This is a genomic window from Pseudonocardia hydrocarbonoxydans (genome assembly GCF_006539565.1).
Taxonomy (GTDB): domain Bacteria; phylum Actinomycetota; class Actinomycetes; order Mycobacteriales; family Pseudonocardiaceae; genus Pseudonocardia; species Pseudonocardia hydrocarbonoxydans.
In genome coordinates this window covers 11,960-36,193 of sequence record NZ_BJNG01000015.1, presented here as the reverse complement: position 1 = coordinate 36,193, position 24,234 = coordinate 11,960, and the positions used below count along the sequence as shown (strand labels likewise).

The window sequence follows — 24,234 nt, the reverse complement described above, 5'->3', positions numbered from 1 at the left end:
ATAGGCCGGGGCCCCGCTCACCCTCCGGTGCGGTCGGCCTCCGGGGCCAGCACCAGCAGCGACTCCCCCGCCGGGGCGAACCCGGCGCGCCGGTAGAACGCCGCGCTGCCCGGCGTCGGGGCGAGCACGAGGCGGCGGTAGCGCCGCGCCCTGGCGTGCGCGACGGCCTGGGTGAGCAGCGCGCGGGGCACCCCCCGGTCGGCCCAGGCGGCGATCACGAACGCGTTGCCGACGTGCCCGATCGCCCCGCCGCGTGCGCCGGGGCGCGGCATGTGCGCGATCTCGACGACGTTGAGCGAGCCGACGGCGGTGAACCCGGCCCGCTCCGTGCCCACCTCGGCCAGCCAGAACGTGCGCCGCGGCAGTTCCGAGCGCCACCACTGCGCGAACGCGGCCTCGAAGCCGGGGTCCTCGACCGGGCGGCCCGCCCGCTCCTCCAGCCACGCGCGCCGCAGCCCGGCCAGCGCGTCCAGGTCGCGCTCGTCGGCGACCCGGACGGTGAACGCAGGCGGATCAGCCGCCACGGAGGGGGTTCACCACGGTCAGCGGGAGCAGGGTGGTGCCGCTGGGGCCCACCTCGATGTCGGTGCCGGTCGACGGGCACACGCCGCAGTCGAAGCACGGGGTCCACCGGCAGTCGTCCTGCTCGCGGCCGGCCAGCGCGTCCTGCCAGTCGTCCCAGAGCCAGTCGCGCTCCAGGCCGGAGTCGAGGTGGTCCCAGGGCAGGACCTCCGCCTGCCCGCGCTCGCGGGTGGTGTACCAGTCGACGGACACCCCCAACGGCTCCAGCTCGGCCGCGGCCGCGGTCATCCAGCGCTCGAAGGAGAAGTGCTCGCTCCAGCCGTCGAACCGGCCGCCCTCACGCCACACCCGCTCGATGACGGCGCCGACCCGCCGGTCGCCGCGGGCCAGCAGGCCCTCGACCAGCGAGGGCTGCCCGTCGTGGTAGCGCATGCCGATGTTGCGGCCGATCTTGCGGTCGCTGTTGACGGCGGCGCGCAGCTTGCGCAGGCGGTCGTCGACGACGTCGGGATGGGCCTGTGCGGCCCACTGGAACGGGGTGTGCGGCTTGGGCACGAACCCGCCGATGGAGATCGTGCAGCGGACGTCGTTGCGCCCCGACGCCGCGCGCCCGGCCTTGATCACGCGGTGCGCCATGCCCGCGATCTCCAGGACGTCCTCGTCCTCCTCGGTGGGCAGCCCGCACATGAAGTACAGCTTCACCTGCCGCCAGCCCTGCGCGAACGCCTCGGAGACGGTGCGGATCAGGTCCTCCTCCGACACCATCTTGTTGATCACCCGGCGGATCCGCTCGGAGCCGCCCTCGGGGGCGAACGTCAGCCCGGAGCGGCGGCCGTTGCGGCTGATCTCGTTGGCCAGGTCGATGTTGAAGGCGTCGACGCGGGTGCTCGGCAGCGACAGCGAGGTGTTGGTGCCCTCGTAGCGGTCGGCGAGGCCCTTGGTGATCTCGGCGATCTCCGAGTGGTCGGCCGAGGACAGCGACAGCAGGCCGACCTCGTCGAAGCCCGAGGCGCGCACGGACGCGTCGACCATCTTGCCGATGCCCTCCAGCGACCGCTCCCGCACCGGCCGGGTGATCATCCCGGCCTGGCAGAACCGGCAGCCGCGGGTGCAGCCGCGGAAGATCTCGACCGACGCGCGCTCGTGCACGGTCTCGGCCAGCGGCACCAGCGGCGCCTTCGGGTAGGGCCACTCGTCGAGCTCGGTGGTGGTGCGCTTGGTGACGGTGCGCGGCACCCGCTCGTCGACGGGGGTGACCGCGGCGATCGCGCCGTCCTCGCCGTAGGCGACGTCGTAGAGGCCCGGCACGTAGCAGCCGTCGGTGGCGGCCAGGCGCAGCAGCAGCTCGCGGCGCCCGCCGGGGCGGCCCGCGGCCTTCCAGTCGCGGACGACGTCGGTGATGTCGCCGACGACCTCCTCGCCGTCGCCGATCGCGGCCACGTCGACGAAGCGGGAGATCGGCTCCGGGTTGAACGCGGCGTGCCCGCCCGCGACGACGACCGGGTGCTCCTCGGTGCGGTCGGCGGCGTGCAGCGGGATGCCGGCGAGGTCGAGCGAGGTGAGCAGGTTGGTGTAGCCCAGCTCGGTGGAGAAGCTGATGCCCAGGACGTCGAACGCGCCGAGCGGGCGGTGCCCGTCGACGGTGAACGCGGGCACGCCGTGCTCGCGCATCAGGGCCTCGAGATCGGGCCACACCGAGTAGCAGCGCTCGGCCAGCGCGTCGACGCGCTCGTTGAGCACCTCGTAGAGGATCTGGACGCCCTGGTTGGGCAGCCCGACCTCGTAGGCGTCGGGGTACATCAGCGCCCACCGGACGTCGGCGGCGTCCCAGTCCTTGAGCTGCGCGTTCAGCTCACCGCCCACGTACTGCACCGGCTTGGACACGCGCGGGAGCAGGGCTTCGAGATCGGCGAACACGGAGGGAGCAGTCACGCTGCCCCAGGGTAGCCCCCGCCGCGCACACGCTCCCGCACACGCCCGCCCGTCACGGTGTTCGCATGACCACGACCACGCAGACCACACCCGACCTGTCCGCCGTCGGCGCGAAGCACCGCGCCCTCTGGGCCTCCGGCGACTACCCCGCCGTCGCCGCCGACCTGATCCCCGACCTGGGGGCCACGCTCGTCGACGCGGCGGGCGTCACCGCGGGCCTGCGCGTCCTCGACGTCGGCGCGGGCACCGGCAACGCCGCGATCCCCGCGGCCCTGGCCGGCGCCGACGTCGTCGCCTCCGACCTCACGCCCGAGCTGCTCGCCGTGGGCGAAACGATCGCCGCCCGTCGCGGGGCGCGGCTGCAGTGGGTGCAGGCCGACGCGCACGCCCTGCCCTTCGAGACCGGCGAGTTCGACACCGTGCTGTCGTGCGTCGGCGTCATGTTCGCGCCGTTCCACGAGCGGGCGGCGGCCGAGCTGCTGCGCGTCTGCCGGCCGGGCGGCACGATCGGCCTGCTGAACTGGACGCCGGAGGGCTTCGTCGGACAGCTGCTCGCCACCCTCAAGCCGTTCGCGCCCGCGCCGCCGCCCGGCGCGTCACCCGGTCCGCTGTGGGGCCGCGAGGAGCACGTCCGGGCGCTGTTCGGCGACGGCGTGCGCGAGCTGCGGGCGCAGCGCCGCACCACCACGTTCGCCGTGACCGACACCCCGGAGGCCTTCCGCGAGTGGTGGAAGGCGAACTACGGGCCGACCATCGCCGTCTACCGCGGCCTGGACGCGGAGCGGACCGCCGAGCTCGACGCGGCGTTCCTCCGGATGCTCGAACAGACGCAGACGGACGGCGCATGGGAGGCGGAGTATCTGCTGGTCACCGCCGTTCGGACCTGACGGTCGGCGACGGGTGCGCGGGAGACTGGGGCCATGACGGTCGTGCGGCTGCTGGGGCCGCCCCACCTGGTCGGGTCGGCGCCCCCGCCCGGGCGCGGCCGGAAACCGTGGGCGCTGCTGGCCCTGCTGCTGTGCTCCACCGGCCCGGTCCCCCGCAGCCGCGTGATCGACCTGCTGTTCCCCGACGCCGCCGACCCGCAGGCCGCGCTGCGCTGGACGCTCAGCCAGGCCCGCCGCGCCGTCGGCGACGCGGTGCGGATCGGCGGCGACCCGCTGGGCCGGGAGGTCGCCGACGGCGTGCACGTCGACGTGCTCGACGTGCTCGCGGGCCGCGCGCCCGTCGGGTGGCCGCTCGGCGAGGCCACCCTGCCGCTGCTGGAGGGCGCCGAGCCCGACGTCGCCGAGTTCGGGGTGTGGCTGCACGGCCGCCGCCGCGACCTCGCCGTCGCCGGGGCGCGGCTGCAGCGCACCCACCGGGCGCGCCGCTTCTCCCCCGCGGGGCGCGGCGCCGTCCGGGACCTGGTGCGGATCGGCGAGCAGGTGATGGACGCGGGCGCGGCCCGCGACGGCACCGCGATCCTCGCCGGCGCCGTGCGCCGCGCCCGGGCACTGGGCGACGACGCCGTGCTGGCCGAGGCGCTGGCCCACTACGGCCGCGGCTACGTGCACGCGGTCGCCAGCACCGACCCGGGGGCGGCCGCGGCGCTGCGCGAGGCGGACCGCCTCGCCACCCGCGACGGCCTGGCCGACGTCGCCGCGCTGGCCCGCCGCGAGCTGGGGTTCGTCGCCACCGCGACCGGCGACCAGGCCGGGGCCCGGCGGCAGCTGGACCGGGCGGACGCCGCGGCGGCGGGGCGGCCCGAGGCGGAGGCCGGCGTCGCCTACGGCCGGGGGTTCGCCCTCGTCGACACCCTCGCCTCGGCCGGGGCGGTGGCGGAGCTGGACCGGGCCGTCGCGCTCACCGAGGCCGCCGACCGCCCCCGGGCCGCGGCCGCCGCGTACGCCATGCGCGGCCGGGCCCGGCTGCAGCGCGACGAGGACGAGCAGGCGGCGGACGACGTCGCGCGGGCCCGGGCGCTGGTCGCCGAGCTCGACTGGACCCCGCTGCGCCCGTGGGTCGAGTTCCTGCACGGCGAGGTGCTGCTGCGGGCGGGACGCGCCGCCGAGGCGGAGACGGTGTTCGCCGACGCCCGCACCCTCGCCGAGGTCCTCGACGACGCCTGCTGGATCGCGCTGACCGGGCGCGGCCTGGCCTCGGCCCGGGCCCGGCGCGGCGACCCGGCGGGCGCCGCCGCCGCGCTGCGCGGCACGCGCGACACCCTCGTCGCCGCCGCGGACGTGTGCTGCTGGATCGAGCTGCACATCCGCGACGCCCTCTGCGCCGTCACCGCGGCGTTCGACGAGCCCGCGGCGTTCGCGGAGTCGCGCGTGCTGGCCGACCGCGCCGAGCGGGCGGGGCTGGGCGAGTTCGCCGTGCGCGCCGCCCGCCACCGGGCCCGGCTCGGCGACCGCGACGCCGCCCGCGAGCAGCAGGCCCGGGCCGGCCGCTACGACAACCCGGCGCTGCTGCGGACCTGAACCGGGGGGCGGCCGCCGTCGAACGCCCGCTCGATGAACGAGCGATTCGTGCGGGTGGGGGACATCGAGCTCTGCTACGAGTCCCTCGGCGACCCCGAACACCCGACCGTCCTGCTGATCATGGGCCTGAACTTGTCGATGGACTGGTGGCGCGACGACTTCTGCGCCGACCTGGTCGCGCGCGGGTTCCACGTCGTGCGCTTCGACAACCGCGACGTCGGGCGCTCCACCCACGTCCGCGGCCCCGGGATCACGGCGTGGGAGTTCCTGCGCCGCCGCGCGCACCCCGTCTACACCCTCGCCGACATGGCCGACGACGCCGCGGGCCTGATCGCCCACGTCGACCAGCGGGGCGCGCACGTCGTCGGGGCGTCGCTGGGGGCGATGGTCGCGCAGGAGGTGGCGATCCGGCACCCGCACCGCGCCCGCTCCCTGGTCTCGATCATGGGGCGCCCCGGTGACGGGCGCACCGGCAAGGTCCACTGGACGCGGATCCCCGACTTCCTGCGCCCGCCGTCGGCCGACCCCGTCGAGGGGATGGTGGCGGCGTTCCGGCGGATCGGCTCGGCCGACCGCACCGCGCAGGACGACGAGGACGTGCGCCTGACGATGCGCCGCTCGATGCGCCGGGAGACCGGCGAGGGCAGCAGCCGCCAGCTCGCCGCGTGCGTCGGCGAGCGCGACCGCACCGCCGACCTGGGCCGCCTCACCCTGCCCGCACTCGTGCTGCACGGCCAGCGCGACCGGGTCATCGTGCCCTCCGGCGGGCGGGCGACGGCCGCCGCGATCCCCGGAGCCGAGCTGCTGGAGGTGCCGGGGATGGGCCACGACCTGGCGAGATGGGTGTGGCCCACGGTCATCGACGGCATCGCCCGCACCGCGACGCGCGCCGAAGCGGCGACTCCCTGACGCGCTCACCCACCCGCGCTCGTCGCACAGGATCCGGCCGGTCGCACAGGGTCCACCCTGTGCGAGACGCCGGGCCGTGTGCGACGGCGGCCGGGCTCAGCGCAGCAGGCCGGCCGACCGCAGCGCCGCGCGCACGTCCTCGTGGAGCATCTCGTCGAGCGGGACCAGCGGCAGCCGGATGCCCGGGGGGATCAGGCCCATCTCGGCCAGCGCCCACTTGACCGGGATCGGGTTGGGCTCGGCGAACAGCGAGCGGTGCAGGCCCGCGAGGTCGGCGTCGATCTCGGCGGCCAGCTCGGCGTCACCGGCCAGCGCCGCCGCGCACATCCGCGCCATCGCCTCGGGCGCGACGTTGGCCGTCACCGAGATGTCGCCGTGGAACCCGGCCAGGATCGCCGCGCGGGCCGTGGCGTCGTCGCCGGAGTAGAGGGCGAAGTCGGGCAGCTGCAGGGCCACCAGGTCGCGGACCCGGTCGAGGTCGCCCAGCGCCTCCTTCAGCCCGACGATGTTGGGCACCGCGGCGAGCCGCTCCACCGTCGAGGGCAGCATGTCGACGGCCGTGCGCCCGGGCACGTTGTACAGGTACTGCGGCAGGTCGACGGACTCGGCGATGGTGCGGAAGTGCCGGTACAGGCCCTCCTGCGGCGGCTTGTTGTAGTACGGGGTGACCAGCAGGGCGGCGTCGGCGCCCGCGGCCTTCGCCGCCTTCGTCAGGTGGACGGCCTCGGCGGTGGAGTTCGCACCGGTGCCGGCGATCACCGGGATCCGGCCCGCGACCACCTCGACCGTGCGGCGGATGACGTCGGTGTGCTCGGCCACGTCGAGCGTGGACGACTCCCCCGTCGTGCCGACCGACACGATCGCCGCGGTCCCGGCCTCCACCGCCCGGTCCACGATCTTGGCCAGCGACTCGTGGTCGACCGCACCGTCCTCCCGCATCGGGGTGACCAGCGCGACCAGGCTTCCGGTGATCATCGACTCTCCTCCGGCGATCCGTCGGAGCGCGACGCTACCCGCTCGCCCCGCGCGGGTCACACCGCTTCCCGGCGCAGACCTCGCTTCGCGGCGCAGACCTCGGTTCCCGGTGCAGTCCTCAGCCGAAGGCGGCGCGCATCGGATTGCCCGCCGTGGTGATCCGGCGGGCCGCCGCCCCGACGACCCCGGCGATCACCAGCAGGCCCGCCCCGGCGACGGCCGCGGGCGGGTCGTTGAGCACGATGCCCGACAGGGCCCAGACCACGGCCGCGGCGTACCCGACGACCGCGGTGCCCGACAGCACCACCCACATCAGGATCGCCGCCGCGGCCAGCAGCACCACCACCGCCGCGATCGCCGGCAGCGCGCCCTCCCCCGGCAGCCCGGCCCACACCCCCGTGGCGGCGGTGCCGAGCACGGTGGCCAGCGACACCCAGCCGGTGTAGAGCGCGACCGGGCCACGGAAGACGACCCGCTCGGCCACCGTGGCGGCCGGGTCGCGGCTGAGCCGGCCGAACACGACGGCCAGGCAGACCAGCAGCGCGATGATCAGCAGCTCGGCGACGGGCACCAGGCGGGCCCCGAACGCGAGGATCCAGGCCGGGTTGAGCACCGCCGACGCGGCCAGCCACCATCCCGTGCTGCGGTGGATCACCCGGCCGCGCTGGGAGGGCAGCAACTGGTAGACCGCGTAGGCGAGGAAGCCGGCGTAGATCAGGCCCCAGATCGCGAACGTCCAGCCGGCGGCCAGCAGCGGTGTGGCGTAGTCGCGGGCGACCACCCCCACCGACTCGCCGACCGTGCCGCTGCCCCCGAGCCCGGAGACGACGATCTGCACCACCGCCAGCACCGCCACCGCGGAGCTCCGGACGAGGTCTGCGGTGGCGGAGCGCCGGGACGTGACGGTCATCGGGCCATCATCGCGCCCTGCGCGGGCCCCGGCCAGCCGAGTCGCCCGACGGACGGAGTGTCCGGCGCGCCGCGCGGGTCAGCGCAGCAGGAGCCGGTCCAGGCGACGCGCCGCGACCACCACCCCCAGCGCGATCATCACCGCGAAATAGGCCACGTTGCCCAGCATCCCGACGTGCACCGCACCCGTCGTGAGCCCCCGCATCAGCTCGACGGCGTGGTAGAGCGGCAGGCACTGCACGACGGTCTGCAGCACCGGCGGGTAGACCGAGAGCGGGTAGAACGTGGTGGAGAACAGGAACATCGGCAGCACCGCGAGGGTGACCAGGTCGAAGTCCTGCCAGGACCGCATGAACGAGGTGGCCGCCATCCCCACCGCGGCGAACGCGAACGCCACCAGCAGGGCCGCGGGCAGCGCGAGCAGCGCCCACGGGGAGGTGAGCAGCCCGAACCCGGCCATCACCGTCAGGAAGCCCAGCGCGTAGAGCCCGCCGCGGATCAGCGCCCAGCCGATCTCCCCGAGCGCGATGTCGACGGGCCCCAGCGGGGTGGCCAGCATCGCGTCGTAGAGCCGCGCGTACTTGAGCTTGAAGAAGACGTTGAAGGTGGAGTCGAACACCGCCCCGTTCATCGCCGAGGCCGCCAGCAGGCCCGGCGCGATGAACGCCGCGTAGCTGATCGGCGTCCCGTCGGGCCCGGGCAGCATCCCCACCAGCGAGCCGAGGCCCTGGCCCATGGCGACGAGGTAGAACACGGGCTCGAAGAAGCCGGAGACGAACGCCAGCCAGCCCCGCCGGGAGACGATCGCCGAGCGCTCCAGCAGCACCCGCGACCGGCCCGCGTACCCGCCGCCGGGCAGCAGCCGGGACACCGTCGCGCCCGTCATCGGGTGAGCCTGCGCCGGTAGAGGCGGGTGACCAGCACGATCCCGACGGCGAGGAGCCCGGCGAGCACCGCGACGTGGCCGAGCAGGGCGAGCGCGCGGCCGGTGCCGAGCGCGGCGGCGCGGGCCAGCTCGGTGCCGTGCCACAGCGGCGAGATCCAGGCGACCGGCCGGACCCACTCGGGCAGCCGGTCGACCGGGAAGAACGTGCCGGAGAACAGCGTCATCGGGATGACCACGAACCGGAACAGCGCGTTGAACGGCCCGCCCTCGTTCTCGACGGTGGCCGCGAACGCCATCACCAGCGCCGCCACGGCCGCCCCGGTGAGCGCCGCGGCGAGCAGCGACCCGACGATGCCCGGGCCGGCGACCCCGCCGAACACCGCGATGACCACGACGAACACCGCCCCGGTGCCGGTGATCTTCGCGACCGTCCAGGCGAGGTGGCCCAGTGCGACCTGGGCCGGGGTGATCGGCCCGGCGACCATCGCGTGGTAGACGCGCTGCCACTTGAACGCCGAGAGCACCGGGTAGGTCGACTCGAACGCCGCGCTCTGCACCGCCGACACCGCCAGCAGCGCGGGCGCGAGCCACACCAGGTAGGGCACCCCGCCGGTGGCCGCGCGGCCCGCGCCGTCGACGAGCGATCCGAAGCCGACGCCGAAGGCCAGCAGGAACAGCAGCGGCTGCAGGATCGACGACACCGCGGTGGCCCGCCAGTTGCGCCGGTACCAGGTCCAGAAGTGCTCGACGACGAGCAGCACGCCGCGGGCGTGGCCCGGGACGATCCCCGTGGGTGCGGTCATCAGTCGACCAGCGTCCGGCCGGTGAGCCGCAGGAACACGTCCTCCAGGGTGGCCCGGCGCACCAGCGCGGAGATCGGGCGGTGCCCGGCGCGGGCCACCTCGCCCTGCACCCGCTCGCCGTCGGCGGTGGAGAGCAGCAGCCGGTCGGGCAGCTCCTCGACGCGGTCGGCCAGGCGGGCGAACGCCGCCGCCGGTGGCCGGTCCTCCGGGGCGAACCGCAGCTCCAGAACCTCGCGGGCGGCGTGGCGCCCGATCAGCTCCGCGGGCGAGCCCTCCGCCACGATCACCCCGCCGTCCATGACGACCAGCCGGTCGCACAGCTGCTCGGCCTCGTCCATGTAGTGGGTGGTGATGATCTGGGTGACGCCCTCGCGCTTGAGCCGGTAGAGCCGCTCCCACAGCAGGTGCCGGGCCTGCGGGTCGAGACCGGTGGTGGGCTCGTCGAGCAACAGCAGCTCCGGGTCGTTGACCAGGGCGCGGGCGATGGTGAGCCGCCGCTTCATCCCGCCCGACAGCGGCTCCACCGGCTCGTCGGCGCGGTCGGCCAGCTGCGCGAACTCCATCAGCTCGGCGGCCTTCTCGCGGACGTGGCGCTTCGGCAGCCCGAAGTAGCGCCCGTAGACCTGCAGGTTCTGCCGCACCGTGAGCTCGGCGTCGAGGTTGTCGAGCTGGGGGACGACGCCGATGCGCGCCCGGATCCGCGGCCCGTCGACGTCGGGGTCCATCCCGAGCACCTGCAGCGTGCCCCCGGTGCGCGGGGACACGCAGGCCACCATCCGCATCGTGGACGACTTGCCCGCGCCGTTGGGGCCGAGGAACCCGAACACCTCGCCCGGCGCGACGTCGACGTCGATGCCGCGCACGGCCTCGAACTCCCCGAAGCGCTTGCGCAGGCCCCTGGCCTGGACCAGTCCGTCCCCCATGCCCCGAACGGTAACCGGCGCCCCCGACAGGAGGCGTGGAGAAAGCGGATCAGCCCAGGCGCAGCTGGAACCAGTGCTCGTCGCGGCGGTCGTCGGGGCCCAGGTCCAGGGCGGCGGGGAAGACGCCCACCTCGGTCCAGCCCAGCCGCGTGTAGAACGCGGGAAGCCCGGTGCCGCCGCGCGCGGAGAGCAGCAGCAGGTCCAACCCGAGCTCGCGGCCCCGGGCCACGGCGGCGTCGAGCAGGACGCGGCCGAGCCCCTCGCCCTGCCGGTCGGGGTGCACCATCAGGCGCAGGACGTCGGCCCGGTGCGCGATGCGCGGGCCCGCTCCGCGGCGCAGGAACACCACCCCGGCGAGCGGCTCGCCGACCGTCAGCAGCTCCTGGCGTCCGGCCCGCACCTCGTCGACGACCTCGCGGGCGGCCGCGGCGATCTCCTCGTCGGTGCTGTCGGGGACGAACCCGACGGCGCCCCCGGCCCGGGTGACGGCGGTCCAGAGCGCGGTGAGCGCCGGGACGGTGCCCGGGCCGGGACGGTGCAGGCGGGGGGCGGTCAGAGGTTCGGGAACCACAGCTTGATCTCGCGGGCGGAGCTCTCCGCCGAGTCGGAGCCGTGCACCAGGTTGAACTGCGTCTCCAGGCCGAAGTCGCCGCGGATGGTGCCGGGCGTGGCCTTCTCGACGGGGTCGGTGCCGCCGGCGAGCTGGCGCCACGCGGCGATCGCGCGCGGTCCCTCGACGACGGCGGAGAGCACCGGGCCGGAGGTGATGAACTCCAGCAGCGACTCGAAGAAGGGCTTGCCGTCGTGCTCGGCGTAGTGCTGGGCGGCCGTCTCGCGGTCGACGGTGCGCAGCTCCAGGGCCACGATGTCGAGGCCCTTCCGCTCGATGCGGGCGAGGACCTCGCCGATGAGCTTGCGCGAGACGCCGTCGGGCTTCACGAGGACCAGGGTGCGTTCAGTCACGCGACGCAGGGTATCGGCCGCCGTGACCCGCCCTCACAGCCCCGCCCACCCCGCGAGTCGGGACATCCGTGTCACCGAGTCCGCCCGGGCGTGATCGCCGGATCGGCCCGACTCGGTCGCAGGAATGTCCCGACTCGCGGGGTCAGGGGGTCGGGACCAGCTCCGCCGCCGCGAACGACACGGAGAACCGCTCGCACCAGATGCTGACGCTGGTGAGCGCGGCGAGGTCGGTGCCCGCGGGGATCGGGTAGTTCGAGCTGCCGATGTTGCCCCTGAGCTCTCCCAGGTCGACGTGGGCACCGTCGTCGAAGACGAACCAGCCGTCGCGGCCCTCGATGACCGGGGCGTCGGTGAGCCACACCTTGAGCAGCGGGCCGTCGCTGGTGTCGAGGTCCTCCAGCCGCAGGACGCGCGAGCCGTCGGGCAGCTCCAGGACCACGACCGACCCGCTGCTGGCGTGCTCGTGGCTGATCAGCTCGCCGCGGGCCAGCTCCACCGGCCCGGCCGGCGCCACCGGCCCGGCCGGCGCCGCCGCGGGCGTCACGGGGGCGGCGGGCGCCGCGGCCGTGGGCCGCGCCTCGTCCACCGTGCGGTCGACGAACAGCTTCCACGGCTGGAACACCGCCAGAGCGACGACCGCGAGCACGGCGGCGACGCCGAGCCCGATCAGCACCGGAGGGCGACGGAGCAGGGTCATACGGCGATCCTGCCCGGCCGCCCCGGGAGGTGTCCCTTACGACTCGCGAACCTGCTGGCTCGGCAGCTCGCCCCGTGCCATCCGCAGCGCCACGTCGCGCCGCAGGAACAGCAGCCCCGCCCAGACCAGGACGAACACCACGCCCATGATCGCCAGGGCGGGCACGAAGAACCCGCACAGCAGCACCGCCACCTGCAGCGCGAGGGCCACCGCGAGCCCGTACGGCCGCCGCTGCAGCCCCGACGCCACGACCATCGCGACGCCCACCGCGGCGATCACCCCCACCCCGAGCGGGGTGGCCCCGTCGCCGAACTTGGGCAGCACCAGCAGCGCGAGCAGCACCACGATCGACTCCAGGACCAGCGTGGCCGCGAAGACCCCCCGGATGCCCTTCATCGGGTCGGGCGCGCTCACGAGGGCTCCCTGCCGAAGACCGTGCGCGTCTCCCCGGCCGTGACGACCGACCCGGTGACGATCACCCCGACGCCGGACTCGCCGCCCTCCTCGGCCAGCTCACCCGCCTGCTCGATCGCGGTCCGCAGCACCGGCTCCACGCTGACCCGCTCGGCCCCGAACACCTCGGTGGCCAGGGCGCCCAGCTCGTCGGCGTCCATCGCGCGCGGCGAGGAGTTGGCCGTGACGACGACCTCGTGCAGCACCGGTTCCAGCTCGGCGAGGATGCCGCGGGCATCCTTGTCGCGCATCACGCCGAGCACGCCGACGAGCCGGGTGAACCGGAACTCCCCCAGCAGCGCGGCGGCCAGCGCGCGGGCGCCGTGCGGGTTGTGGGCGGCGTCGACGAGCACCGTCGGCACGCCGGGCCCCGCCGCGAGCCGTTCCAGCCGCCCCGGGGAGGTCACGCCGGCGAACGCGGCGCGCACCGCGTCGGGATCGAGCGGCTGCTTCGGCCCGGCCCCGATCAGGGCCTCGGCCGCGGCGAGCGCGAGCGCCGCGTTGGACGCCTGGTGCTCGCCGTGCAGCGGCAGGAAGACGTCGTCGTACATGCCGGACAGGCCGCGCAGCGCGAGCCGCTGCCCGCCGACGGCGATCTCGCGGGAGGCCACGCCGAACTCGGCGCCCTCGCGCGCCACCTGCGCGTCGACCTCCACGCACCGCTCCAGCAGCACCTCGGCCACCTCGCGGTCCTGCGCGGCGAGCACCGCGACACAGCCCGGCTTGATGATCCCGGCCTTCTCCCGCGCGATCCCGAGCACGTCGGTGCCGAGGAACTCGGCGTGGTCCAGCCCGATCGGGGTGATCACCGCGACCGTGGCGTCCGCGACGTTCGTGGCGTCCCAGCGCCCGCCCAGCCCGACCTCGACGATCCCGGCCTCGACGGGCGCGTCGGCGAACGCGGCGAAGCCCATCGCGGTCAGGACCTCGAACTTGGACAGCCGCCCGTGCTTCCCGTCGACGATGTCCAGGAACGGCTCGACGTCGCGGTAGACGCCCACGTAGCGCTCGGGCGTGATCGGCCGGTTGTCGAGGTTGATCCGCTCGGTGGCCCGCTGCAGGTGCGGGCTGGTGTACCGCCCGGTGCGCAGCCCGATCTCGGTGAGCAGGGCGTCGACCATCCGGGCGGTGGAGGTCTTGCCGTTGGTGCCGGTCAGGTGCACGACGGGGTAGCCGCGGTGCGGCTCGCCGAGCACGTCGACCAGCGCGGCGATGCGCTCGGTCGAGGGCTCCATGACGGTCTCGGGCCAGCGCCGGTCCAGCTCGGCCTCGACGGCCAGGAACTCCGCGAAGCTCGCGACGCTGGACGTCGCCGGGATGACGTCCGGGGTGTCGCCGCCGCGGATGGCGTCGAGGACGTGCGAGATGACGGCGTCCTCGGGGTCGGGGATCTCCCCCTCACCCTCGGGCCCCGTCATGCGGGGAGCGCGGCCAGGCGCGCGGTGACCCGCTCGATGTCGGCGACGGCGGTGGCCCGCCGGGCCCGGATCCCCTCGACGACCTGCTCCGGCGCCCCGCCGACGAACTTCGGGTTGCCCAGCTTCTTGTCGGCGGCGTCGAGCTCCTTCTGCGCCGCGGCGAGGTCGCGGCCCAGCCGGGCCCGCTCGGCGGCCACGTCGATGGCGCCGGAGGTGTCGAGCTCGACGTGCACGGTGCCGGAACCCAGGGGGACCTCCAGCGTGGCGGTGACGGCGAAGTCGTCGCCCGGGGCGTCCAGGCGGACCAGCGACGCCAGCGCCGTGCGGTGCGCCCCGAGACCGGCCTCGTCGAGCCCGACGAGGCGGGCCGCGACGCGGCGGGCGTCGGGCACCCGCTGCTCGGTGCGGAAGCGGCGCACCTCGGTGGCCAGCTTCTGCAGCGCCGCGATCCGGGCGGCCGCGGCGGGGTCGACGGGGCGGCCCGCGTCGACCGGCCAGTCGGCGACGACGACCGACTCGTGCCCCGTCAGCGCCCGCCACAGCGCCTCGGTGACGAACGGCATCACCGGGTGCAGCAGGCGCAGCAGGGCGTCGAGGACGTGGCCCAGCACCGCGCGCGTGCCGTCGGCGGTGGCCTCGTCGGCGAGCTGCGGCTTGGCCAGCTCCAGGTACCACGAGCAGAACTCGTCCCACGTGAAGTGGTAGAGCGCCTCGGTGGCCTTGGCGAACTGGAAGTCCTCCAGCAGCGCGTCGACCTGCTCGCGCACCTGCGAGAGCCGGCCCAGGATCCACGCGTCGGCGTCGGTGGGCTCCGCGGGCAGCGGCAGCGCGGGCGAGGCGTGGTGGCTCAGCGCGAGCCGCGTGGCGTTCCACAGCTTCGTGCCGAAGCTGCGCGCGGCGAGCACGGCGTCGTCGCCGATCGGCATGTCGGTGCCCGGGTTGGCGCCGCGGGCGAGCGCGAACCGCACCGCGTCGGTGCCGTAGGCGTCCATCCAGGCCAGCGGGTCGACGGTGTTGCCCGCCGACTTCGACATCTTCTTGCCGTGCGCGTCGCGGACCATCCCGTGCAGCGCGATGACGTCGAACGGGCGCTCGCCCATCGCGTAGTGGCCCATCATCATCATCCGGGCGACCCAGAAGAAGAGGATGTCGTAGCCGGTGACCAGCACCGAGGTGGGATAGAACTTCTCCAGGTCCGGCGTCGTGTCCGGCCAGCCCAGCGTGGAGAACGGCCACAGGCCCGAGGAGAACCAGGTGTCGAGGACGTCGGGGTCCTGCGTCCAGCCCGCGGGCGGCTCCTCGTCGGGGCCGACGCAGACGGTCTCGCCGTCGGGGCCGTACCAGACCGGGATGCGGTGGCCCCACCACAGCTGCCGGGAGATGCACCAGTCGTGCATGTTGTCGACCCAGCCGAACCAGCGGGGCTCCATCTCCTTGGGGTGGACGACGACCGAGCCGTCGCGCACCGCGTCGCCCGCGACCTGCGCCAGCGGCCCCACCTTGACGAACCACTGCAGGCTCAGCCGCGGCTCGATCGGCTCCTTGGTGCCGCGGCTGGAGTGCCCGACGCTGTGCAGGTAGGGCCGCTTCTCCGCGACGATCCGGCCCTGCGCGGCGAGCGCCTCACGGACCTTCACCCGCGCCTCGAACCGGTCCATGCCGTCGAACTCGGTGCCCGTGCCCGCGATCCGCCCGGACTCGTCCATGATCGTCGGCATCGGCAGCCCGTGCCGGCGGCCGATCTCGAAGTCGTTGGGGTCGTGCGCCGGGGTGACCTTGACCGCGCCCGTGCCGAAGCCCGGGTCGACGTGCTCGTCGGCCACGACCCTGATCATGCGCCCGACCAGCGGCAGCTCGATCTCGCGGCCGACCAGGTGGGCGTAGCGCTCGTCGTCGGGGTGGACGGCGACGGCGGTGTCGCCCAGCATCGTCTCGACGCGGGTGGTGGCGACGACGATCGCGTCGTCGCCGTCCCCGTACCGCATGGAGACGAGCTCGCCCTCCACCTCGCGGTGCTCGACCTCGACGTCGGAGAGCACGCTGCGCATCTCCGGCGACCAGTTGACCAGGCGCTCCGCGCGGTAGATCAGGCCCTCGTCGAACAGCCGCTTGAAGATCGTGAGGACGGCACGGTTGGAGCGCTCGTCCATGGTGAAGCGCTCGCGGGTCCAGTCGACGCTGTCGCCCAGGCGCCGCATCTGCGCCAGGATCGCGCCGCCGTGCTCGGCCTTCCACTCCCAGGTGCGCTCGATGAACGCCTCCCGGCCCAGCTCACGACGGCTCGTGCCCTCGGCGGCCAGCGCCTTCTCGACGAGCGCGTGCACGGCGATGGAGGCGTGGTCCATGCCCGGCAGCCAGAGCGTCTCGTAGCCCTGCATGCGGCGGCGCCGGACGAGGATGTCGATCAGGGTGTGCTCGAAGGCGTGCCCGATGTGCAGGCTGCCGGTGACGTTCGGCGGCGGGATGACGATGCAGAACGGCGGCTTGTCGCTCGTCGCGTCGGCGGTGAAGTAGCCGGCGTCGACCCAGCCCTGGTACATGGCCGCCTCTACCTCGCCCGGATTCCACTGGGCGGGCAGTTCGGCAGTACGCGAGGGAAGGGTGTCGGTCACCCCACCAAGTCTACGAGCCGCCGTCGAACGGCTTGTTCAGGAGGGCAGGAAGGCCGCGTGCAGCCGGTCGAACCCGAGCGTGCGCCCCAGCGTGCGGGCGCCGATGCGGTCGGGCTCGAGCGCCCGGACCTGGCCGCTGGTGGGCTCGTAGACCTTCCATCCGCCCTCGTGCAGCCCCAGCGCCATGACGTAGTGCCGCGGGATCGCCGCGCCCACCAGCAGTGGCACCGGGCGCCCGGCGCGCAGGGCCACCCCGACCGCGTCCACGACGTCGGCGACGTCGCGGGCGTCCAGGTCGTCGACGAGCCGGACGCGGTACGGACCGGCGGCGGGCACGTTGCGCCGCAGCCAGCGCACCATCCCCCATGGCGGGGTGCCCAGCGCCCGCGGCCACAGCCCGGCGGATTCCCGGTGCACCTGCTTCTGCCGGGCGTCGTAGCGCGCGGCGAAGCCCGGGGCCACGTCGGTGGCGGGCGCGGCGCCGGGCCCCCGCTCCCCCACCGCGGTGCGGGCCGTACCGGCCGGCCCGTCGAGGCGCCGGATCTCCTCGGGGTCGGCCCACGCCGCGAGCGCGACGAGGACCGCGCTGCCGCAGGTGGTGCCGTCCATCTGGTCGAGCACCGTGCCACCCCGGCGCTGGTCGCCGAGGCGGTCGGACAGCAGCGGGTTGCGGCCTGCGGCGAGCGGGCGGACCGCCGCCACCGGGGCCACCGCGGGCCGCCACGTCCGCACCAGCACCTGGACCCGACGGGCGATCCCGCTGACCGTGCGCATGCCCGTCTCCCTCCGCCGCGACCCTCGCACCCAGGGTAACGATCGCCCGGGCTCCGTGCGCGGCCTGCGGCGGGTGCTGACGGCCGCCGGTCGGCGGCCGTCACGGGCGGCGCACCGCACCGGACCCGGACCGCCCCACCGGGCCGTGCCGCGGGGCGTCGCGCCGGGCCTAGGGTCGCCCCATGAACGAACTGACCCCGGAGATCCGGGCGTTCCTGTCGGCCGGCACCCGCACCGGCAAGCTCGGCTTCGTCGCCGCCGACGGCCGCCCGCTGGTGGCGCCGGTCTGGTTCGTCGTCGAGGACGGCGACCTGGTGTTCAACACCGGGGCCTCCACGGCGAAGGGGCGGGCGATCGCCCGCGACCCGCGGCTGGTCATCTGCGTCGACTCCGAGGAGCCGCCGTTCGCGTTCGTCCAGGTGCAGGGCGTGGCGCACACCTCGGAGGACCCGGCCGAGCTGCTGCGCACCGCCACCGCGATCGGGGGCCGGTACATGGGCGCCGACCGGGCCGAGGAGTTCGGGCGGCGCAACGGGGTGCCGGGCGAGCTGCTCGTCCGCCTGGTCCCGACGAAGATCGTCGCCGACCTGGACGTCGCGGGCTGAGGGTCAGTCCCGCGGCCACCCCGCCGCCAGGGCGCTGATCCGCGCGGCGTGGTCGCGGGCGGCGGCCGCCGGGTCCTCGGCCCGGCCCGCCGCCACCCCGATCAGGAACGCGGTGACCGGTGCGCCCGGCCTGCTGACGCCGTGGGCGACGTCGGAGGTCAGGTCCAGCACCAGGTCGACGAGCCCGGTGGCGTCGAGGTCGGCGCCGAGCCCGAGCTCCCGGCACACCGCCGTGACCCACCCGGACAGGGCCTGTGCATCGGGGCTCCCGGTCATGGTCGCGTCACTCACCCGGCGAACAGCGCCGGGATCTTGATGACCAGCTGGTAGAGGCCGTAGGCGAACGGCACCGCCACCCACAGCCAGGCCAGGACGATCAGGACGTGGAACAGCGGGGTGCGACTGCCCGCACTGCCGAGGGCGCTCATGCCTGTGCTCCTGCCGTGGTGGACCGGGGCTCGTCGGCCGCGGGCTCGTGGAACCGGGAGTCGACCGGCTTGATCAGCTCGTTGCAGACGAACGCGACGGCCAGCAGACCGATCATGATGGAGAACGCGAGGGTGTAGCGGCCCGGGCCCTCGACCCCCGCCGCGATCTGGGCGTCGGCGATCGCGTTGACGATGACCGGGCCGAGCACCCCCGCCGTCGACCACGCGGTGAGCAGGCGGCCGTGGATGGCGCCGACCTGGTAGGTGCCGAACAGGTCGCGCAGGTAGGCGGGCACGGTGGCGAACCCGGCGCCGTAGAACGACAGGATCAGCAGCGCGCTGATCAGGAAGACGATCCGGTTCGAGTTCGTCGTCAGCGTGATCAGCAGGTAGAGCAGCGCGCCGACACCCAGGTAGATCCGGTACATGTTCTTGCGGCCCAGCACGTCCGACAGCGAGGACCACAGGATCCGGCCCAGTGCGTTGGCCAGCGACAGGATGGCGACGAACCCGGCCGCCGAGGCCGCGATCGTCTCGGCGGGGCTGGAGTCGCGGAAGAAGTCCTGGAAGATCGGCGACGCCCGCTCCAGGATGCCGATGCCCGCGGTGACGTTGAAGCACAGCACCACCCACAGCAGCCAGAACTGCGGCGTCTTGATCGCGTTCGCCGCGGACACGTTCGCGGTGCTGATCAGCGAACCGGTCTTCTGCGTGGAGGGCTCCCAGCCCTCGGGCTTCCAGTCCGGGGCGGGGACCCGGATCAGCATCCAGCCCACGGACATGAAGACCGCGTAGATCAGGCCCATGACGAGGAAGTCTGCCCGACCCCGCCGGCCTCCGCGCCCTCACCGGAGCCGCCGAACGCGCCGAGCAGCGACGTCGTCAGCGGCGTGGCGATCAGCGCGCCGCCGCCGAAGCCCATGATCGCGATGCCGGTGGACAGGCCGGGACGGTCGGGGAACCACTTGATCAGCGTGGAGACCGGGGAGATGTAGCCGACGCCCAGTCCGATGCCGCCGACGAACCCGTAGCCGACGACCACCAGCCAGAACTGGCCCAGGAACATGCCGAGCGCGGAGATCAGGAACCCGGCGACGAAGCACGAGGTGGCCACCACCATCGCCCAGCGCGGACCGTTGGCGTCGACCTTCGTGCCGAACAGCGCCGCCGAGAGACCCAGCATGATGATGCCGAGGGTGAACGGCAGCGCGCTGAGCACGCCCGCACTCGGGTTGCCGGCCAGGATCGTGTCGGCCAGCGGGGTCTTGAACACGCTCCACGCGTACGCCTGGCCGATGGCCAGGTGGATCGACAGCGCCGCCGGCGGGATCAGCCAGCGGCTCCACCCGGGCGGGGCGACGATCCGCTCACGTTGCAGGAATCCCGGTGCCATCGTCCGCCCCCTCGCGCATGAACCACTGGACCGGGTGAACCTAGGTCGGGCTCATTGCCCCCGCAACCGCTGGAGTCGGATACGCCGAACGCCGGGCCCGACGGTGCGGGCCCGGCGTTCGGCGGGGATCGAGCGGTGGACCGACGGTCGGCTACGCGGAGCGCTCGCGGCGCTCCCGACGGGCCGGGGTGCGCGGCACGATCGTGGGGTTGACGTTGCTGCGCACCGTCTGCTCGGTGACGACGACCTTGGCGACGTCGTCGCGGCTGGGGATGTCGTACATGACCGGGAGGAGGACCTCCTCCATGATCGCCCGCAGCCCGCGGGCCCCGGTGCCGCGCAGGATGGCCTGGTCGGCCACCGCCTCCAGCGCGTCGTCGGTGAACTCGAGCTCCACGCCGTCCATCTCGAACAGCTTGTAGTACTGCTTCACCAGCGCGTTGCGCGGCACGGTGAGGATCTTGACCAGGGCCTCCTTGTCCAGCGAGGTCACCGAGGCGACGACCGGCAGGCGGCCGATGAACTCGGGGATCAGGCCGAACTTGATGAGGTCCTCGGGCATGGTGTCACCGAAGCTCTCGGCGCCCTCGAGGTCGTTCTTCGAACGGATCTCCGCGCCGAAGCCCAGGCCCCGGCGGCCCACCCGGTCGCCGATGATCTTCTCCAGGCCCGCGAAGGCCCCGGCCACGATGAACAGCACGTTCGTGGTGTCGATCTGGATGAACTCCTGGTGCGGGTGCTTGCGCCCGCCCTGCGGCGGCACGCTCGCCGTGGTGCCCTCCAGGATCTTCAGCAACGCCTGCTGCACGCCCTCGCCGGACACGTCGCGGGTGATCGACGGGTTCTCGCTCTTGCGGGCGATCTTGTCGACCTCGTCGATGTAGATGATGCCCGTCTCGGCGCGCTTGACGTCGTAGTCGGCCGCCTGGATGAGCTTCAGGAGGATGTTCTCGACGTCCTCGCCGACGTACCCGGCCTCGGTGAGCGCGGTGGCGTCGGCGATGGCGAACGGGACGTTCAGCAGCTTGGCCAGCGTCTGCGCCAGGTAGGTCTTGCCGCAGCCGGTGGGCCCGAGCATGAGGATGTTGGACTTCGACAGCTCCACGCCGTCGCCGTCGGGCCCACGGCCCTTGTCGCCGGCCTGGATGCGCTTGTAGTGGTTGTAGACGGCCACGGACAGCGTCCGCTTCGTCTGGCTCTGCCCCACCACGTACTGGTCGAGGAACTCGTGGATCTCGGCGGGCTTGGGCAGCTCGTCGAGCTTGACCTCACCGGCCTCCGCGAGCTCTTCCTCGATGATCTCGTTGCAGAGATCGATACACTCGTCGCAGATGTAGACGCCAGGTCCGGCGATCAGTTTCTTGACCTGCTTCTGGCTCTTGCCGCAGAACGAGCACTTGAGCAGGTCACCGCCATCACCGATGCGTGCCATGAGTGCAGACCCCAGTCCCCATCTGGCGTGTCCTGGGTCGGACACGCCCTCGTGACGGTACCCGTACGACCCGTCCCCGGGGGAGCATCACGATGCTCCGATTCGGGGACGTGTCGACGGACGGTCGGTACCGGCCGTCGCGGACCGGCACCGACCGGTGGTTCAGCCGACCGCCGAGAGCTTCCGGCTCTGGATGATCTCGTCGACGATCCCGTACTCCTTGGCCTCGGTGGCCGTCAGGATCTTGTCCCGCTCGACGTCGAGGCGCACCTGCTCCTCGCTCTTGCCGGTGTGCTTGGCGAGCGTGGCCTCCATCAGCTTGCGCACCCGCGAGATCTCCGCGGCCTGGATCTCGAGGTCCGAAACCTGGCCGTAGGTGCCCTCGGTGGCGGGCTGGTGGATCAGGACCCGCGCGTTCTGCACCGCGAGGCGACGCCCCGGGGTGCCGGCGGCGAGCAGCACGGCCGCGGCCGACGCGGCCTGCCCGAGGCAGACCGTCTGGATGTCGGGCCGGATGAACTGCATCGTGTCGTAGATCGCCATCAGCGAGGTGAACGACCCGCCGGGCGAGTTGATGTACATGCTGATCTCGCGGTCCGGATCGGCCGACTCCAGGCACAGCAGCTGCGCCATGACGTCGTTGGCCGACGCGTCGTCGATCTGCACGCCGAGGAAGATGATGCGCTCCTCGAACAGCTTGTTGTACGGGTTGGACTCCTTGACCCCGTAGCTCGTGCGCTCCACGAAGGAGGGCAGCACGTACCGCGACTGCGGCGAGTGGAACTGACTCACTTCGTGCTCCCGTTCCCGTTGGACACGTTGCCGTCGGGCAGCTGCCCGGCCCGGGTGATGACGTGGTCGACGAAGCCGTACTCCAGGGCCTCCGGCGCCCGGAACCAGCGGTCGCGCTCGGAGTCGGCCGTGACCTTCTCCACCGTCTGCCCCGTGTGCTGCGCGATCAGCTCCGCGAGCTCGCGCTTGAGCAGCCGCGACTGCTCGGCCTGGATCACGATGTCGGACTCCTGACCACCCACGCCGGAGGACGGCTGGTGCATCATGATCCGCGCGTGCGGCAGGGCGTAGCGCTTGCCGCGCGCCCCCGCCGAGAGCAGGAACTGCCCCATCGAGGCCGCCAGCCCCATCGCGAACGTCGCGACGTCGCAGGGGACGAACTCCATGGTGTCGAAGATGGCCATGCCCGCCGACACCGAGCCGCCGGGCGAGTTGATGTAGAGCTGGATGTCGGCGTTGGGGTCCTCGGCCGAGAGCAGCAGCATCTGCGCGGCGATCCGGTTGGCGATGTCGTCGTCCACCTGCTGGCCGAGCACGATGATCCGCTGCTGCAGCAAGCGCTCGTACACGGAGTCCGACAGCGTCAGCGACGCCGGTGCGCCGCCGCGCCGCATGTCGGCTCCGAGGAGTCGGTCCGCGGTACGCGAACCGGTTTCGTGGGTCCTCACTTCACCCTGCCTTCTGCTGATCAGCTCGCGTGTTCGTCGTGGCCGACCCTACGCGGACGGGCGGTGCGCCCGCCGCGTTCGGACCGGTTGTTCGCTCTGGGCGTGTTGCCGGCTCAGGCGCCGCCGGCGGCCTTCCGGTCGGTGGCCTCCGGGGCCTCCGCGGTCTCGGTGGCCTCCGTGGCCTCCGTGGTCTCGGCGGCCTCCGTGGTGTCCGTGGTGTCGGTGTCCTCCGCGGAGTCCTCGACGACCTCCCCGGGGACCTCGGTGACCTCGATGCCGTCGCCCTCGTCGCCGAGCAGGTCCGACAGGTCGATCGGCGAACCGGACGCGTCGGTGACGGTGGCCGCCCGGACCGCGGCGATGAGGGCCTTGGTGCGGCGCACGTCGGCGTAGATCGCGCCGAGCTGGCCGGCCTCCTGGATGCGGCGCACGAACTCCTCGGGCGGCATCCGGTACTGCTGGGCCTGGTAGACGATGCGCTCGGTGAGCTCCTGGTCGTTGACGCTCACCTGCTCGGCGTCGGCCAGCGCGTCGAGGACCAGGCGGGTGCGGACCGACTTCTCGGCCTCCTCGCGGATCCCGGCGTCGAACTCCGCCCGGCTGCTGCCCCCGCTCTCGAGCTGCGCGTCGAACCGCTCCTCGTCGTGGTCGAAGCCGTGGATCGCGTCGTGCGTGGCGGACTCGACCTCGGCGACGACGATGCTCTCCGGCAGCGGCACCTCGGTGCCGTCGACGAGGGCCAGCAGCACCTTGTCGCGGGCCTGCGAGACCTGCTCCATGCGCTTGACGCCACCCATGCGCTCGCGCAGGTCGGCGGTGAGCTCGTCGAGGGTGTCGAACTCGCTGGCCAGCTGGGCGAACTCGTCGTCGGCGTCGGGGAGCGTGCGCTCCTTGACCGCGGTGACCGTGACGGTGACCTCGGCGTCCTTGCCCGCGTGCTCGCCGGCCACCAGCTTCGTGGTGAACGTCTTCTCGTCGCCAGCGGACATGCCCCGCACGGCCTCGTCGAGGCCGTCGATCAGGCCGCCCTGGCCCACCTGGTAGGAGAAGCCGCTGGTGGCGGCCTCCTCGACGACGGCGCCGTCGACGGTGGCGGAGAGGTCGATGAGCACGAAGTCGTCGGTGTCGGCGGCGCGCTCGACGCCGGCCAGGGTGCCGAAGCGGGCGCGCAGGTTCTCCAGCTGCTCGTCGACCTCGGCGTCGGTGACCTCGACGTCGTCGACGGACACGGCCAGCGTGTCGAGCGCGGGCAGCGTCAGCTCGGGGCGGACGTCGACCTCGGCGGTGAACGACAGGCGCTCGCCGTCGGTGATCTCGGTGACCTCGATGTCGGGGCGGCCGATCGGGTTGACCTTCTCCTCCGCCGCGGAGACGGCCTCGGAGTACTTGGTCGGGACGGCGGCGTTGACGACCTCGTCGAGCACGACGCCGCGGCCGAGCCGGGCCTCGATGATGCGCGCGGGGACCTTGCCCTTGCGGAAACCGGGCACGGTGACCTGCTGGGCGATCTTCTTGTACGCACGGTCGAAGTCCGGCTTGAGCTCGTCGAAGGGCACCTCGACGGCGATCCGGACCCGCGTCGGGCTCAGGCGCTCCACGGTGCTCTTCACGATGGGCTCTTCACGGTGGGGATACTCCTCATTCTGCGGAACACAGGCGCATGGGCGGCACGCGC

At 73.6% G+C, this 24,234-nt stretch carries 24 protein-coding genes and 1 pseudogene; 4 read left to right on the top strand and 21 right to left on the bottom strand.

The window, feature by feature from the left end:
- Positions 1-17: 17 nt before the first annotated feature.
- Both PHY01_RS08520 and PHY01_RS08515 read right to left on the bottom strand, forming a co-directional pair.
- Complete coding sequence (locus PHY01_RS08520; RefSeq protein ID WP_141278007.1) at positions 18-524, bottom strand: GNAT family N-acetyltransferase; 507 nt, start codon at positions 522-524, stop codon at positions 18-20.
- The gene (locus PHY01_RS08515; protein WP_141278006.1) at positions 514-2,454 is read right to left on the bottom strand and encodes a TIGR03960 family B12-binding radical SAM protein; all 1,941 of its coding nucleotides are present in this window, start codon (positions 2,452-2,454) and stop codon (positions 514-516) included. The genes PHY01_RS08520 and PHY01_RS08515 overlap by 11 nt, the downstream gene beginning before the upstream one ends.
- 65 nt (positions 2,455-2,519) lie before the next feature.
- On the opposite strand from PHY01_RS08515, the gene PHY01_RS08510 reads away from it, so the two are divergent.
- From PHY01_RS08510 to PHY01_RS08500, 3 genes are read left to right on the top strand one after another with little or no spacing between them, the layout of a single operon-like run.
- On the top strand, positions 2,520-3,341 hold the full coding sequence (locus PHY01_RS08510; protein ID WP_141278005.1) for a class I SAM-dependent methyltransferase: 822 nt from the start codon (positions 2,520-2,522) through the stop codon (positions 3,339-3,341).
- Positions 3,342-3,374: 33 nt separating this feature from the next.
- Positions 3,375-4,919 (top strand): AfsR/SARP family transcriptional regulator, encoded by a 1,545-nt coding sequence (locus tag PHY01_RS08505; protein ID WP_141278004.1) that lies wholly within the window; start codon positions 3,375-3,377, stop codon positions 4,917-4,919.
- Positions 4,920-4,952: 33 nt separating this feature from the next.
- The gene (locus PHY01_RS08500; protein ID WP_141278003.1) at positions 4,953-5,828 is read left to right on the top strand and encodes an alpha/beta fold hydrolase; all 876 of its coding nucleotides are present in this window, start codon (positions 4,953-4,955) and stop codon (positions 5,826-5,828) included.
- Positions 5,829-5,924: 96 nt separating this feature from the next.
- On the opposite strand, the gene dapA is transcribed toward PHY01_RS08500, so the two are convergent.
- From dapA to PHY01_RS08440, 12 genes are all read right to left on the bottom strand, one after another.
- The gene (dapA, locus tag PHY01_RS08495; protein WP_141278002.1) at positions 5,925-6,803 is read right to left on the bottom strand and encodes a 4-hydroxy-tetrahydrodipicolinate synthase; all 879 of its coding nucleotides are present in this window, start codon (positions 6,801-6,803) and stop codon (positions 5,925-5,927) included.
- 118 nt (positions 6,804-6,921) lie between these two features.
- Entirely contained in the window at positions 6,922-7,713 is a 792-nt protein-coding gene (locus PHY01_RS08490; protein ID WP_141278001.1) for a TspO-related membrane protein, read from the bottom strand.
- A gap of 78 nt (positions 7,714-7,791) precedes the next feature.
- Positions 7,792-8,598: an ABC transporter permease gene (locus tag PHY01_RS08485; RefSeq protein ID WP_141278000.1), complete on the bottom strand. Its 807-nt coding sequence runs from the start codon at positions 8,596-8,598 to the stop codon at positions 7,792-7,794.
- Positions 8,595-9,401 carry an ABC transporter permease gene (locus tag PHY01_RS08480; protein ID WP_141277999.1) on the bottom strand — a complete coding sequence of 269 codons (807 nt, stop codon included), beginning with the start codon at positions 9,399-9,401 and terminating at the stop codon, positions 8,595-8,597. The genes PHY01_RS08485 and PHY01_RS08480 overlap by 4 nt, the downstream gene beginning before the upstream one ends.
- Positions 9,401-10,324 carry an ABC transporter ATP-binding protein gene (locus PHY01_RS08475; protein ID WP_141277998.1) on the bottom strand — a complete coding sequence of 308 codons (924 nt, stop codon included), beginning with the start codon at positions 10,322-10,324 and terminating at the stop codon, positions 9,401-9,403. Before PHY01_RS08475 ends, PHY01_RS08480 begins: the two co-directional genes overlap by 1 nt.
- 49 nt (positions 10,325-10,373) lie before the next feature.
- Positions 10,374-10,895, bottom strand: coding sequence for a GNAT family N-acetyltransferase (locus tag PHY01_RS08470; protein WP_141277997.1), 522 nt, complete (start codon positions 10,893-10,895; stop codon positions 10,374-10,376).
- A complete protein-coding gene (gene ndk / locus PHY01_RS08465; RefSeq protein WP_141277996.1) occupies positions 10,877-11,287 on the bottom strand; it encodes a nucleoside-diphosphate kinase in 411 nt (136 codons plus the stop codon). Before ndk ends, PHY01_RS08470 begins: the two co-directional genes overlap by 19 nt.
- A gap of 142 nt (positions 11,288-11,429) precedes the next feature.
- Positions 11,430-11,984, bottom strand: a complete 555-nt coding sequence (locus PHY01_RS08460; RefSeq protein ID WP_141277995.1) for a DM13 domain-containing protein — start codon at positions 11,982-11,984, stop codon at positions 11,430-11,432.
- A 36-nt stretch (positions 11,985-12,020) separates the two neighbouring features.
- Positions 12,021-12,398 (bottom strand): DUF4233 domain-containing protein, encoded by a 378-nt coding sequence (locus tag PHY01_RS08455; RefSeq protein ID WP_246085783.1) that lies wholly within the window; start codon positions 12,396-12,398, stop codon positions 12,021-12,023.
- The gene (locus PHY01_RS08450; RefSeq protein WP_141277994.1) at positions 12,395-13,855 is read right to left on the bottom strand and encodes a bifunctional folylpolyglutamate synthase/dihydrofolate synthase; all 1,461 of its coding nucleotides are present in this window, start codon (positions 13,853-13,855) and stop codon (positions 12,395-12,397) included. The genes PHY01_RS08455 and PHY01_RS08450 overlap by 4 nt, the downstream gene beginning before the upstream one ends.
- Positions 13,852-16,467 (bottom strand): valine--tRNA ligase, encoded by a 2,616-nt coding sequence (locus PHY01_RS08445; RefSeq protein ID WP_141277993.1) that lies wholly within the window; start codon positions 16,465-16,467, stop codon positions 13,852-13,854. Before PHY01_RS08445 ends, PHY01_RS08450 begins: the two co-directional genes overlap by 4 nt.
- Positions 16,468-16,503: 36 nt before the next feature.
- Positions 16,504-17,241 (bottom strand): hypothetical protein, encoded by a 738-nt coding sequence (locus PHY01_RS08440; protein WP_141277992.1) that lies wholly within the window; start codon positions 17,239-17,241, stop codon positions 16,504-16,506.
- A gap of 182 nt (positions 17,242-17,423) precedes the next feature.
- On the opposite strand from PHY01_RS08440, the gene PHY01_RS08435 reads away from it, so the two are divergent.
- Positions 17,424-17,846 carry a PPOX class F420-dependent oxidoreductase gene (locus PHY01_RS08435; protein ID WP_141277991.1) on the top strand — a complete coding sequence of 141 codons (423 nt, stop codon included), beginning with the start codon at positions 17,424-17,426 and terminating at the stop codon, positions 17,844-17,846.
- A 3-nt stretch (positions 17,847-17,849) separates the two neighbouring features.
- Here PHY01_RS08435 and PHY01_RS08430 read toward each other — a convergent pair whose 3' ends face one another.
- The 7 genes and pseudogenes from PHY01_RS08430 to tig all read right to left on the bottom strand — a co-directional run bounded on the left by PHY01_RS08430 (position 17,850) and on the right by tig (position 24,169).
- Complete coding sequence (locus tag PHY01_RS08430; RefSeq protein WP_246085782.1) at positions 17,850-18,137, bottom strand: DUF6457 domain-containing protein; 288 nt, start codon at positions 18,135-18,137, stop codon at positions 17,850-17,852.
- Positions 18,134-18,274 (bottom strand): MFS transporter small subunit, encoded by a 141-nt coding sequence (locus PHY01_RS26330; protein WP_170183713.1) that lies wholly within the window; start codon positions 18,272-18,274, stop codon positions 18,134-18,136. The genes PHY01_RS08430 and PHY01_RS26330 overlap by 4 nt, the downstream gene beginning before the upstream one ends.
- A pseudogene (locus tag PHY01_RS08425) lies at positions 18,271-19,667 on the bottom strand (OFA family MFS transporter). The gene PHY01_RS26330 and the pseudogene PHY01_RS08425 overlap by 4 nt, the downstream one beginning before the upstream one ends.
- 151 nt (positions 19,668-19,818) lie before the next feature.
- The gene (gene clpX / locus PHY01_RS08420; protein ID WP_141277990.1) at positions 19,819-21,099 is read right to left on the bottom strand and encodes an ATP-dependent Clp protease ATP-binding subunit ClpX; all 1,281 of its coding nucleotides are present in this window, start codon (positions 21,097-21,099) and stop codon (positions 19,819-19,821) included.
- Positions 21,100-21,261: 162 nt separating this feature from the next.
- Positions 21,262-21,891, bottom strand: coding sequence for an ATP-dependent Clp protease proteolytic subunit (locus PHY01_RS08415; RefSeq protein ID WP_141277989.1), 630 nt, complete (start codon positions 21,889-21,891; stop codon positions 21,262-21,264).
- Positions 21,888-22,505 (bottom strand): ATP-dependent Clp protease proteolytic subunit, encoded by a 618-nt coding sequence (locus PHY01_RS08410; RefSeq protein WP_141277988.1) that lies wholly within the window; start codon positions 22,503-22,505, stop codon positions 21,888-21,890. Before PHY01_RS08410 ends, PHY01_RS08415 begins: the two co-directional genes overlap by 4 nt.
- A 167-nt stretch (positions 22,506-22,672) precedes the next feature.
- Entirely contained in the window at positions 22,673-24,169 is a 1,497-nt protein-coding gene (tig, locus tag PHY01_RS08405) for a trigger factor (RefSeq protein ID WP_141277987.1), read from the bottom strand.
- Positions 24,170-24,234 lie beyond the last annotated feature (65 nt).